The following is a 12885-nucleotide window of genomic DNA, read 5'->3' on the forward strand; positions in this document are numbered from 1 at the left end:
AACATCTGAGGAAATGGCATTTTGGCAAAACAAACATCTTTGAAACTCGTTGAAAATCCACTTCTATCGAGTGCGCATATTAAATGCATGGACAATCTTCGTTTTATGAGGCCTCTCAGAGACGAGTCAATGCAGTTAATTGTTACATCTCCGCCTTATAACATTGGTAAAGAGTACGAGAAGAAAAGGGATTTAGATGACTATGTAAGTTTGCAAAGCCAAGTTATTTCTGAATGCGTAAGATTGCTGAGCCCTAATGGTTCTCTTTGCTGGCAAGTTGGAAACCATGTGAATAACGGGGAAGTATTTCCTCTAGATATGGTTTTATATCCTATTTTCAAAAGTCACGGTTTAAAGCTACGTAACAGAATCATTTGGCATTTTGGACATGGATTGCATTGTTCCAATAGATTCAGTGGCAGACACGAGACGATTTTATGGTTCACAAAATCAGATGATTACGTATTTAATCTAGATCCAGTTCGAATTCCTTCTAAATACCCTGGCAAAAAGCACTTTAAAGGCCCTAAAAAGGGTGAGCTATCTGGTAACCCATTAGGGAAAAACCCTTCCGATGTTTGGGATATTCCAAATGTAAAATCAAACCATGTGGAAAAAACCATACATCCATGTCAATTCCCCATTGAATTGGTCGAGCGGTTGGTGCTTTCTCTTAGCAATCAAGGTGATTCAGTTTTTGACCCATATTTAGGTGTCGGGTCCACTGCTATAGCAGCACTAAAACAGGATAGAGTCGCTTACGGATGTGATACCTCAAAGGAATATATAGATGTCGCATTTCAACGAATTCATGAATTGAGTCAAGGCACTTTAAAGGTTAGAGAGTTGGGCAAGCCAATTTATGACCCATCATTACCAAACGGTGGTCACTAATGAAAATTGCCGCCTTTTATTCACATCTCAATGGGCTTGAATATTTACAAGTCCATCAACCCGGCCTTTGGGAGGAAATACAAGATGTTATTTCATCGGTCGATGCTGAAAAATGCAAAAACAAGGTATCTAAAGAAAAAACCAAAATAGGTAAAATTCTTTATTCTCCAACTTCAATGAATAAATCTTTGAAAAATGAATTCTCAAAGAAGAAATGGTCAGAATCACGAGTATCGTATTGGGTAACTGAGGACGCAAAGCTGATTAGAAAAACGATGCATATGTCGCCTGCACAGCAAAAGCAAGAGATTATCGCGGCTGGCTTTAACCCTATTTCATCTTACAATCAAACAGATTTTGTCAAAGATAGAGTTGCCGTTGAGGTCCAGTTTGGCAAATATTCCTTTGTGGCCTTCGACCTTTTCGTTAAGCATCTCGCATTTTATGTTCGCGATGTCATTGATGTTGGAATCGAAATATTGCCTATGAAAGAATTACAAAAACAAATGAGTTCCGGGGTAGGTTACTATGAAGGTGAACTGTATAACCTTATCCGTGAAGGACGTGGAGTTCCTGCCGTGCCTCTGGTTTTGATTGGCGTCGCTGCTTAAGCATTTAAGGCATTATTGAACTTTGTAAACTCTTCAAATAAAAAAACCAGGCTTGCTTCTTCAAAAATTGATAGCATAATCAAAGCCTGGCAAAGATATCGATTCTTTAAATTGATTGTATTATTACTTTCTGCAGCTGCCGGCGCCTTTTAATTCTGCTATCAATCCTCTAGCAACTTGTTTAAATATATATCAGCTTGAATTTTGCGTTTATATGCTCTTTTGAGTTCTGTTATCTCGTTTTCTAGCTTGCTTCTTTCGTCACATACTTTTTCGAGATAATCAGACATCCTTTTGTATTTTGTTGCTGCTGAAATAATCGCCTTACTTGCTGTGGCTTCATGTAAGAAGCTTTTTAACTCCGTTATGCATTTTTCATCTTCATCGGTTAACCTAAGAGTTAGCGTTCCCATGATTAAACCTCCTCAATTCTGAAAATTCTAAAGCCATTTCTGTAACCGTCATTAATTGCCTTTTTAATGGCCATCTTTGCTAACGGCTCAGAATCAAAAATCCAACGTCTATCAAAACTGGTTAAAACTGTTTTTTCTTTAGCGTTGAATCCGATCCAGTTGTCCCCTATATCACCTTTAACTGAGTACATTTTTTGATCCTTTCGCGTTTATGTCATTTGGAGGGGTGACACCATGTTTTTATGGTGACGCCACTCCGTATGGCATACGGACAAGCTGTAAACAAAACAGACAGTCAACCCCTGAAACCCGAAGGGCGCGTTTTATGCCGCGAAAGCTGACAAATCGACTTTATTTGTCAGACCGTGGAATAAATAGCGGGGGTTTACTGTTTGCTTTGTTTGTAGTTACAGCGACGAAAAGTAGGGCGCTTGCGCACGTTCGCTTTAACTTCTAGCGGGTTTGGGCCGGATATGAGGCCCAAGGTGTTGATTTTCTGCGCCCTATCGTATTAATCTTACGATTACATAAGTTAACAGTTTTAACGCTGGCGTACCGCGCCACTGCACGGAACGCACAGCGGTAAAACTGTCGACGGCGAAGCCACGGCTAGATTTATATTACGGACGTTATACAACAATAAGGAGGCGTGTCACTTTTATGCGTTGCGCTTTTGATCAGGATAGCTCGTTTAATGAGTTGCGAAATTTCTACTGTGCGTTGCGTATTTATAAGCGCAATCAATCTCGACGGCGTTTTTATTATCGTCGGATTAAAAAAGAATGTTTGAGGCTGGTTGAGGCTGGCGCTTGTCCTGAATGTGTGCGGTTGTATTGCAGATACCTTGCGGCCGGAAAGATTTGGAAGGACGTAAAACCGTGCTATTTATGTTCAGCTTTGCATGTTCAGCTTGTGTTCAATTTCACCACCAATTGAACATAATATACATTATGCGAACAAAAAAGGACGAAGCTTCGCCATTTATCAGAAGGCGAAAAACAAAGTTTATTCGCCTTAGATATGTCTTAATAATTATGTTGGGATTGTTAATCTATAAAATAGATTAAATAGATACTTAGCATTACTGCAAAAGCTTAAATACCAAGATTGCATCGCCTTGATTAAAACCGAACAATGAATTACCGCCACTCACCACTGCAATATATTGAGTCTGTTTAGCCATATATGTAATTGGTGGCGCATTCACACCATATTGCGAGTGATATTGCCATAACACATCACCATTTTTACTGTTGTATGCAGCAAATGCACCAGCACCCTCACCGCAAAAAAGCAGACCGCCTTCAGTGCTCAGAACACCGCCAACCAATGGTTGATTCGTTTTTCGCTGCCATAAAATTTTGCCATCAGTCAGGTTAATTGCACTGAGTACGCCCCATCTAGGGTCGTCTGTGGGTTCACTGGCCGCATAGCGAATAGGTTTTTCGCCCGGATTCACTGTGGTTTCGTGAACGGTATATTTGATCGGGCTATGCATTGCAGCCACATAAACTTTCTGATGTTTTTCATCAAGGCTGACAGGTGACCAGTTGGCACCGCCTAAAATGCCTGGATAGATGACAGTACCTTCTTGACTTGGCTTGGCAAATAAATTGTGTTGTGGCACAAATGGGGCTGACTTGGTCAAGAACTGACCCGTGTTGCGGTCGTGAATGTAAAACCAGCCCGTTTTACTGGCCTGCCCCACGGCAGGAATAGTCTTGCCATGAAATTGATAGTCAAACAGGACTGGTGGGCTTGCCAGATCATAGCCCCAAAGATCGTGAGGGACTTGTTGATAATGCCATTTGTATTGACCGGTTTCGGTATCGAGCGCCACTAAAGAAACTGTATATAAGTTATCGCCTGGGCGCGAAATATCGTTCATTTGCGGTGAGGGATTGCCTGTGCCAAAGTACAGCGTATTGGTTGTGGTATCAATGGCTGGTGTACTCCAGGCTGAACCCCCGCCAAATTTTGCGGCGTCAGGATAATCCTTAAGCGCTGCCCGTTCGGAGGCGGTGTCTCTGTGAAACTGATTGCCATCGGCCGTTTTAGTCACAAACTGCCCTTCCCAACCCTGCTTGGGGATCGTATCAAACTGCCAGACCTGATGACCATCATTCACGTCATAAGCTGCCAAAAAGCCTGGACGGCCATAACGGCCAGTGACGCCGATCACCGCGCCCAAAGGCGCATCACTGCGAGGATTATCAATATGCAAGCCATAGCCGACACCGGTAATGCCTATCATGACCTTATGATTGTAAACAACCGGGGCCATCGCAATGCCTACCCCGGTGCCCCCTGTCACTTTGCGGGTTTTATTGGGGTCATCACCACTTAAGGCGTCCTGGTGCTCGGTGCTCACCTGATTAGCGGCGACATCAATATCCCACTGCTTTGCGCCCGTTTTGGCATCCAATGCAATCAGCCTGGCATCCACTGTACCAATAAACACTTTGCCTTCTGCCACGGCTACGCCACGGTTGGCTGGACCGCAGCACATCGGCCAGTCTGTTTTGCGGTCGTGCGTGTATTTCCATAGCTGTTGACCCGTCGCCGCATCCAGCGCCAACACATGGTTGTATGGCAAACTGACATACATGACGCCACTGACCACAATCGGAGTGGCTTGAAACGTGGCTTTTACACCGGTTTCCACTTTCCAGGCGAGCCCAAGCTGGTGAACGTTTTTCTGGTTGATTTGAGATAAAGCAGAGTAACGCTGCGCCTTCAGATTCAAGCCATAACTTGGCCAATCGACATTGGCGGAAGCCGTTTTTTCTGGCTTGCTGGCATGCGAACAAGCCAAAAGCATGACAGAAAGTGTCACTACAGCACATACCGTCGAAGTGTTGTTTTGCATGATGATAACCCCGGCTATATTTTTAACTATACAGGTTAGTATACACCTAAAACTTATCCGGCAACGAGTTCAGCATATCCCTCTGTAAACTCTAGCAACATTCACCTAAATTTTGGATGTGATAAAAAGTTTTCTATCCATGAAACTAATCTGGAGAACGAATGGACTTATACTAGGATCATTTAGTTAATACAATAATTATCATCATGACTTCACCTGTAACATTTGCCTTAAAATTGGCTGAAAAAGGCTACCTCTCTGATGCTTTGATCCGAAAAGGCATTCAGCGCCTGTGCAAATCAAGGCTGGAAGAAATTTCTGAACAGGATTGTGAGCAAGCGCAGTCAAGTCTGGTCCAATTTGTGCAGGCAATGGCTCAGGCAGAGATCGCGCCACTGCCTGAAAAAGCCAATGCACAGCATTACGAAGTACCTGCCAATTTTTATCAATATTGCTTAGGCCGCAATCGCAAATACAGTAGCTGTTTCTGGTTGCCGGACACACGTACGCTTGATGAAGCCGAGCAACTTGCGCTTACGCAAACCTGTGCACATGCCCAGTTGCAGGATGGTCAACATATCTTAGAGCTGGGGTGCGGCTGGGGTTCGCTGACGCTATGGATGGCCAGCCATTATCCGCAGGCGCAGATTACGGGGGTCTCAAACTCCGCTTCGCAGCGTGAATATATTATGAGTCAGGCAAAAGCGCGTGGTCTGTCAAACATTCATATCCTCACTGCAGATATGAATGTGTTTGATACCGAGCAAACTTACGACCGCATTGTTTCGGTTGAAATGTTTGAACACATGCGCAACTACCAAGTGCTCTATGGCAAAGTGGCGCGCTGGCTTAAGCCGGGTGGTTTGTTTTTCAAGCATATTTTTGTCCACCGCTACACCCCTTATGCTTTTGATGTCAAAGCGGAAGATGATTGGATGAGCCAGTATTTCTTTAGTGGTGGCATGATGCCTAGTGATGATTTGCCGCTGTATTTTCAGGATGATTTGAAACTGTTAGACAAATGGCGCTGGGATGGTACACATTATGAAAAAACGGCGAATGCCTGGCTGCAACTGATGGACCAAAACCATCAAGTACTGACCCCTGTCCTGGCGCATATCTATGGCCCGGCCGATGCAGAAATGTGGCGTCAACGTTGGCGGATTTTTTTCATGGCCTGCGCAGAACTGTTCGGTTACAACCATGGCCAGACCTGGTGGGTCAGCCACTATTTATTTGCCAAACGATAATCTGAAAGATTAAATATGACCAATAAGAAATTGATTATATTTAATTTTATTTCTTTTCAAGTGATCTGGTGGCTGTGCGTATTGTCCGCTAAACCCGGCTTGAGTACAGCCGTTTTCGCTGCAGTGTTGCTCTATACCCTGCTGCATTTATCGCTGGTCGAGGGTTGGGCGCAAACGTTGCCGCTCTTATTGACGGCAGTGATTGGCGCAGTGGCAGACCAATTTGCATATAAGTTGCAATGGATCCTATTTGAAAACCATACGCAGTGGTTGGCCTACATCCCACTCTGGATGTTGGCCTTATGGCTTGCCTTTGCCACCACGCTGAACGTTAGCATGCGCTGGTTACAACACAAATATGCCTTGGCGTTCATGCTGGGCGCAGTGTTCGGCCCCCTTGCTTATTTAGGGGCTGAAAGTGTGGGGGCCATTCAATTACCAAGCCTTTACAGCCTGGCCTGGTTTGCCTTTGAATGGGCCACTCTGTTACCACTCATGCTGTGGTTACGTCATCGCTTTAACCAGTCTCTCGCTTTGGAGCAAACATGATTTATTACTACGCGCTGATCGCGATTGTGTTGTTTGCACTTTGCGGCTGGTTCTTAAGTTTTATCACCAAACACTACAGCCATGTGGATAGCATGTGGAGCCTGTTCTTTGCCATCACGGCCTATGTCACCGCCATATTCCTGCAAGACCTTTCGTTACGCGCCTGCCTGGTGCTGTTCGCAGTGACCTTGTGGTCGCTAAGGTTGAGCATTTTTTTAACCTGGCGCAACTGGGGCAAAGAAGATCATCGATATGACACGATACGCAAAAACAATGAGCCTTATTTCTGGTTGAAAAGCCTTTACATTGTGTTCGCTTTTCAGGCGCTGCTGGCCTGGATCATTTCTTATCCACTGTTCGCGGCCATCTCAAGCACTGCTGCCTTGAATTGGCTGGACCTGGCCGGTGTATTGTTATTTGTGCTCGGTCTATATTGGGAGGTGGTGGCGGACTTGCAGCTCACACGATTCAGGGCTTCCACCGGACATCAAACCCAGGTACTGAATACTGGTTTATGGCGCTACAGCCGCCACCCAAACTACTTTGGCGAGTGTCTGATCTGGTGGGGATTTGCACTGTTGGCGGCGTATTCAGGGAGCTATTGGGTTTGGGTGTCTCCGCTTTTGATGACGTTCTTGCTGTTAAAAGTCAGTGGTGTGAGTTTGATGGAGCAGACTATCCACAGCCGTCGTCCCGGGTATGCCGAATACGTCAAAAATACTAATGCATTTATTCCCGGGATCCCCAAGCGAGCTGAAAAATGAAAACTAAGGTTATCACGCGACACACTTTAACTGGCCTGGCGCTGTTATTCGCTATTCCCCTACGGGCGCAGGACTGGTCATTTGAGGTCTATCTGGACCAGCAAAAAATTGGGACGCACACCTTTAGCCTGGATCAGAACCAATTGCAAAGTCGCGCCAATTTCAAGGTCAAAGTGCTGTTTATTAATGCCTATCGCTACCAGCACCAGGCCGATGAACAGTGGCAAGGCAACTGCCTGTCTCAACTGACGGCACACACCGAGGAAAATAAAGAAATCACCGACGTCAAAGGGGCGATACAAAATAATCAGTTTGTACTTGAGAAAAATGGCAGTGCGCAAACCCTGCCAGGCTGTATCATGACCTTTGCTTACTGGAATCCCGAAATACTCAAGCAATCCCGTTTACTTAACCCACAAAATGCAGAATATCTGGATGTGACTGTCACGGATGAAGGCAGCAAAACTATAGAGGTGAAAGGTCAGACCACCCTCACCCATCAATACCGGCTCAATGGCCGCTTAAAGGGTAAAGACAAACTGAAAATTACGCTTTGGTACGATCAGCAACAGCAGTGGGTGGCGTTGGAGTCGATTACGCCAGAAGGCTATAAAATTAAATATAAACTTATTTAATCAATATGTTGAATAAATTATTTAAAGTGATTTGTATAATGGGTATTTTTTCTCTGACCGCTTGCCAAAACTTGCCTCCGATTAAAACCGTTGAGCAAGTGGATTTGGACCGTTTTATGGGCGACTGGTATGTGATAGCAGCGATCCCGACCTTCATTGAAAAGGATGCTTACAATCCGGTTGAGCGCTATGAAAAGACTTCGGATGGCAGTATTGCCACTACTTTCACCTTTAATCAGGGCAGTTTTACAGGCCCACTTAAAGTCTATCACCCGACGGGTTTTATTGTGCCGGGCACTGGCAATGCCGAGTGGCGCATGCAGTTTGTGTGGCCGTTCAAATCAGAATACCTGATTGCTTACCTGGATCAGGATTACCAGCATACGATCATTGCGCGTAACAAACGTGATTATGTCTGGCTGATGTCGAGGAAACCAACGCTGGATCAGGCCAGCTATGAACAACTGGTCGCTAGAATCCGGGCCATGGGCTACGACACCAGCAAGCTAGAGGTTTTCAAGCATCAACCACAATAAAAGGGTGAGTTGTTGATCAAACAAACATCACCATACGCGCAACAGGCGACGCGTATTTGAGAGAGGACGAATCATGCAACACAGAATCACCGGGCTGCTGTGGCGGCTCATTGGCTGGCTGGATAACCAGCGCTACCAGCCGCCAGCCAGTGCGCATGCGGAGAGCATAGACTGGTGGCGGGTGCTGCCGTTTGTTGGCCTGCATCTTGCCCTGATCGCTTTATATTGGGTGGGCTGGAGTCCTTTTGCGGTGGCCTTTGCCATCGGGCTTTATTTGATCCGCATGTTTGCGATTACCGGCTTTTATCACCGCTATTTTGCCCACAAGACCTTTCAAACCTCGCGCGCTGGACAGTTCTTATTTGCCTTGATTGGAGCCACTGCAGTACAACGCGGCCCTTTGTGGTGGGCTGCCCACCACCGCAGTCATCATGTGCATGCAGATCAGCCGCAAGATATTCATTCACCACACCAGCATGGCTTGCTGTGGAGTCATTTAGGCTGGTTTCTGAGCCATGCCAATTTCAAGACGCAATTAGAGCGTGTGCGTGAATTGACGCGTTTTCGTGAACTCTGCTGGTTGGACCGTTTTGACAGCCTGGTGCCGCTCGCACTGGCTTTAGGCATCTTTTTACTGGGGACTGCCCTGGCACATTATGCGCCACAATTACAAACCAACGGCTGGCAGTTACTGGTGTGGGGCTTTGTGGTGTCCACCGTGGCGCTTTATCACGCCACCTTTTGTGTCAACTCCTTGGCGCATGTCTGGGGTAGCCGCCGTTATGCCACGCGCGACCACAGTCGCAATAACTGGCTGATTGCCCTGCTGACGCTGGGTGAAGGCTGGCACAACAATCATCATCATTTTCCGGGTTCGGTCAAACAAGGTTTTTACTGGTGGGAGATTGATTTGACCTATTACGGACTGAGAATACTGGCTGCATTAGGGTTGATCTGGAATTTAAAGCAAGTGCCAGTTGAGGTGCGTGATCAGCATCATCAGGAAAGGCCGCTGTAATGGGATTGAAAATTGCCATTATTGGCGGCGGTATCGCTGGCAATACCCTTGCCTATTATTTGCATCAGCAGCATGACATCACCCTGTTTGAAGCTAACGACTACATCGGTGGCCATACGCATACACATGAGGTGACGGTTGGTGGTCAGACGCATGCGGTAGATACTGGCTTTATTGTATTTAATGATAAAACGTATCCTGAGTTTGAGCGCATTTTGCGTGAAACGGGTGTCGCTTGGCGTGACAGCAACATGAGCTTTAGCGTGCGCAACGAAGCCAGCGGGCTGGAATATAACGGTACGACGTTAAACAGTCTGTTTGCCCAGCGCCGCAACTTACTGTCTCCAGCGTTTTACCGCATGATTCTGGATATCTTGCGCTTTAACAAAACCTCATTGGCTCTGCTCGCTACAGGCGATGAAATTCCGCTGGGTGACTATTTAAAACGGCAGGGATATTCAAGCCAATTCATCCGCGACTACATCGTGCCTATGGGGGCCGCGATCTGGTCAACTGATTCAGAACAGATGCTGCAGTTCCCTGCCCGCTTCTTTGTGCGCTTTTTTCACCATCATGGCATGCTCACGGTAGACCAGCGGCCGCAGTGGCGCACCATCGTCGGCGGTTCTGCGCGCTATCTGGAAAAAATCACTGCCGGCTATCGTGACCGTATCCAGCTCAATGCAGCAGTGCAGGCTGTGCAACGCGATGCACAGGGCGTCAGCGTGACCACGCAAAACGGGCAATCACAGCGGTTTGATTTTGTCTTTTTTGCCTGCCACAGTGATGAAGCCTTGCAGATATTGGGCGCTGAGGCCACAACGGCCGAGCGCGACATCCTAGGCGCCATTCCCTATCAGGATAACACGGTATATCTGCATACGGATGCCCGTCTGATGCCGCAACGCAAGCTAGCCTGGGCGGCGTGGAACTACCACGTTACGGCGCAAGCGACAGACAAGGTGCAGGTCACCTATAACATGAACATCCTGCAAGGCATCCAGTCCAGCGAGCCTTTACTGGTCACCTTGAACTACACCGATGCCATCGCGCCAGACAAGGTGATTAAAAAGCTGCACTACCGCCATCCTTTGTACACGCTGGCAGGCGCCCAGGCACAAGTCCGCCATGCCGAGATCAGTGGCAAACACCGGACTGGCTATGCCGGCGCCTACTGGCGCAACGGTTTTCACGAGGACGGCGTGGTCAGTGCACTGGCGGCCATACAACATTTTCAGGCGATGCATTTATGAGTCCCCCCGCCGCATTGCAAACAGACTGCTTGCAAAGTGCCATTTATACAGGTTGGGTGAGCCATCAACGGCTACAACCAACCCTGCATGGTTTTCGCTACCGGCTGTTTATGTTGTATCTGGATCTGGATGAATTGCCAAAGCTTTTTAAAAACAATCGCTTATGGTCTTATCTTAAACCAAATCTGGCTTATTTTCGGCGCCAGGACTATCTGGGGCCCAGCCACGAGCCGCTGGATGTCAGCGTGCGTAACCTGGTTGAACAGGAAACCGGGCAGCGTCCATTAGGTCGCATCGGCTTGCTGACGCATTGCCGTTACTGGGGCATTTGCTTTAATCCGGTGAGTTTTTATTACTGCCACGATGAGCAAGGCCAATTACAAGCGATTGTGAGCCACATTACCAATACTCCATGGAAAGAACGGTTTGCTTATGTGCATGCCATGAATACGGCCGAGAATGGTGTATTCAGCCTCAAAAAAGACTTTCATGTTTCGCCATTTATGCCTATGGATATCCAGTATCAATGGCAATTTTCGTTGCCGGCGGAGGTCATCAACGTGCATATGCAAAACTGGCGAGATCAACAGTCCATGTTTTTTGCCACCTTGAAATTACACAGACAGCCCTGGCAGGCGGCTACCTTGAATCGCCTGTTATGGCAGTACCCGTGGATGACACTGAAAGTGATTGCCGCCATTTATTGGCAAGCCTTGCGGCTTTGGCTCAAAAAAGTGCCGTTCTACCCCCATCCTGATCAAAATACCTGACGCTGAATTGATACTATGAATACCCTTCCAAGCCCTTCATCCTTGCCAACGGACACCCTGACCAAACCGCTCAAGGCCAAAAGCCGCGCCAAGTGGGTAGCGCAACTGGCCAAATCGCAGGTGCTCAAACGCCTGGCAGGACTGCAGATTGGCCAGCTTACGCTTGTGGATGGCACAGAAACGCATGTGTTTGGCCAGGCACAACCAGGCCAGATTCAAGCCAGCATTACCGTGCTTGATGCGCGTTTTTATGGCGAGATTGCCTTTGGCGGCAGTATCGGTGCGGGAGAAGCCTATATGCTGGGTTACTGGCAAGCCGATACATTAACCAACGTCATCCGCCTGATGGTGCTTAACCAATCGGTCATGGACACGCTGGAAGGCGGGTATCAATGGCTGAGCAAACCAATCCTCAAACTGTTTCATTGGCTCAATAGCAATAGCGAGGCGGGCAGCAGAAAAAATATTGCCGCGCACTATGACCTAGGCAATGACTTGTTCCAGTTATTTCTGGACCCAACCATGATGTACTCTTCTGCCATGTTTGATGCGGAGACGCCAAATTTACAAGCGGCTTCAGAACGTAAGCTCCAGGTCATTTGCGAGAAATTGCAGCTCAATGCCAACGACCGCGTGATTGAGATTGGCACAGGATGGGGTGGATTCGCCCTCTATGCGGCAAAAAACTATGGTTGCCATGTCACCACTACAACCATTTCGCAGCAACAATATGCGTTGGCTCAAAGCAGAATCGCCGAAGCTGGGCTGCAAGACCGCATCACGCTGCTCAAGCAGGATTATCGTCACCTAAATGGCCAATACGACAAACTGGTTTCAATCGAAATGATAGAAGCGGTCGGTCATCAATACTACGACACGTATTTCAACAAAGTCAGCCAGTTATTGAAGCCCAACGGTGTTGCATTGATTCAGGCTATTACAATTGCGGATCAGCGTTATGACAGTGCCATCCGCTCCGTGGATTTTATCCAGCGCTATATTTTTCCAGGCTCGAATATTCCATCGAACACTGCCATGCTGGCAAGCATGACCCGCGCCAGCGACTTGCGGCTGGTGGACTTGCAGGATATTGGCCTGGACTATGCCACCACCTTGCGTCTATGGCGGGAAAACTTTTTTGCTAATATCGATGCCATACAGCGGCTGGGCTATAGCGAGACCTTTATTCGCATGTGGGATTTTTACCTGAGTTACTGCGAGGGTGGCTTTGCAGAATGCGCGCTGGGCGACGTGCATTTGCTGTTGGCCAAACCTGGTTATCGTCAGCTTAAGCGCGTGGCCTAAAGCAGCGCATGCTCCGGC

Annotated in this window: 14 protein-coding genes; 11 read left to right on the plus strand and 3 right to left on the minus strand. The window is 47.2% G+C overall.

Annotated features, from left to right (window positions below):
• The first annotated feature begins 21 nt into the window (after positions 1-21).
• Together ACT53D_RS04365 and ACT53D_RS04370 are read left to right on the plus strand one after the other, a co-directional pair.
• Positions 22-894, plus strand: a complete 873-nt coding sequence (locus ACT53D_RS04365) for a DNA-methyltransferase (protein WP_476154648.1) — start codon at positions 22-24, stop codon at positions 892-894.
• On the plus strand, positions 894-1505 hold the full coding sequence (locus ACT53D_RS04370) for a BglII/BstYI family type II restriction endonuclease (protein ID WP_476154650.1): 612 nt from the start codon (positions 894-896) through the stop codon (positions 1503-1505). The genes ACT53D_RS04365 and ACT53D_RS04370 overlap by 1 nt, the downstream gene beginning before the upstream one ends.
• Positions 1506-1666: 161 nt before the next feature.
• On the opposite strand, the gene ACT53D_RS04375 is transcribed toward ACT53D_RS04370, so the two are convergent.
• The 3 genes from ACT53D_RS04375 to ACT53D_RS04385 all read right to left on the minus strand — a co-directional run bounded on the left by ACT53D_RS04375 (position 1667) and on the right by ACT53D_RS04385 (position 4787).
• Positions 1667-1918 carry a hypothetical protein gene (locus tag ACT53D_RS04375; protein ID WP_476154652.1) on the minus strand — a complete coding sequence of 84 codons (252 nt, stop codon included), beginning with the start codon at positions 1916-1918 and terminating at the stop codon, positions 1667-1669.
• Between the two features lie 2 nt (positions 1919-1920).
• Entirely contained in the window at positions 1921-2109 is a 189-nt protein-coding gene (locus ACT53D_RS04380; protein ID WP_476154654.1) for a hypothetical protein, read from the minus strand.
• 890 nt (positions 2110-2999) lie between these two features.
• Positions 3000-4787, minus strand: a complete 1788-nt coding sequence (locus ACT53D_RS04385; protein ID WP_476154656.1) for an outer membrane protein assembly factor BamB family protein — start codon at positions 4785-4787, stop codon at positions 3000-3002.
• A gap of 206 nt (positions 4788-4993) precedes the next feature.
• Here ACT53D_RS04385 and ACT53D_RS04390 point away from each other — a divergent pair, with 206 nt between their 5' ends.
• The 9 genes from ACT53D_RS04390 (at position 4994) to ACT53D_RS04430 (ending at position 12867) form a co-directional block, all read left to right on the plus strand.
• Positions 4994-6037 carry an SAM-dependent methyltransferase gene (locus ACT53D_RS04390; RefSeq protein WP_476154658.1) on the plus strand — a complete coding sequence of 348 codons (1044 nt, stop codon included), beginning with the start codon at positions 4994-4996 and terminating at the stop codon, positions 6035-6037.
• Positions 6038-6052: 15 nt separating this feature from the next.
• On the plus strand, positions 6053-6586 hold the full coding sequence (locus ACT53D_RS04395; protein WP_313989164.1) for a DUF2878 domain-containing protein: 534 nt from the start codon (positions 6053-6055) through the stop codon (positions 6584-6586).
• Complete coding sequence (locus ACT53D_RS04400) at positions 6583-7350, plus strand: DUF1295 domain-containing protein (RefSeq protein WP_476154660.1); 768 nt, start codon at positions 6583-6585, stop codon at positions 7348-7350. Before ACT53D_RS04395 ends, ACT53D_RS04400 begins: the two co-directional genes overlap by 4 nt.
• Positions 7347-7985 carry a DUF6134 family protein gene (locus ACT53D_RS04405; RefSeq protein WP_476154662.1) on the plus strand — a complete coding sequence of 213 codons (639 nt, stop codon included), beginning with the start codon at positions 7347-7349 and terminating at the stop codon, positions 7983-7985. Before ACT53D_RS04400 ends, ACT53D_RS04405 begins: the two co-directional genes overlap by 4 nt.
• A 38-nt stretch (positions 7986-8023) precedes the next feature.
• Entirely contained in the window at positions 8024-8521 is a 498-nt protein-coding gene (locus ACT53D_RS04410; RefSeq protein WP_476154664.1) for a lipocalin family protein, read from the plus strand.
• 73 nt (positions 8522-8594) lie between these two features.
• On the plus strand, positions 8595-9539 hold the full coding sequence (locus ACT53D_RS04415) for an acyl-CoA desaturase (RefSeq protein WP_476145646.1): 945 nt from the start codon (positions 8595-8597) through the stop codon (positions 9537-9539).
• Between the two features lie 5 nt (positions 9540-9544).
• On the plus strand, positions 9545-10792 hold the full coding sequence (locus ACT53D_RS04420; RefSeq protein ID WP_476155586.1) for an NAD(P)/FAD-dependent oxidoreductase: 1248 nt from the start codon (positions 9545-9547) through the stop codon (positions 10790-10792).
• Complete coding sequence (locus ACT53D_RS04425) at positions 10789-11562, plus strand: DUF1365 domain-containing protein (RefSeq protein WP_476154666.1); 774 nt, start codon at positions 10789-10791, stop codon at positions 11560-11562. The genes ACT53D_RS04420 and ACT53D_RS04425 overlap by 4 nt, the downstream gene beginning before the upstream one ends.
• Before the next feature lie 15 nt (positions 11563-11577).
• Positions 11578-12867 carry a class I SAM-dependent methyltransferase gene (locus ACT53D_RS04430; protein WP_476154668.1) on the plus strand — a complete coding sequence of 430 codons (1290 nt, stop codon included), beginning with the start codon at positions 11578-11580 and terminating at the stop codon, positions 12865-12867.
• The last annotated feature ends 18 nt before the right edge of the window (positions 12868-12885 follow it).

Source organism: Methylophilus sp. DMC16, assembly GCF_056314045.1.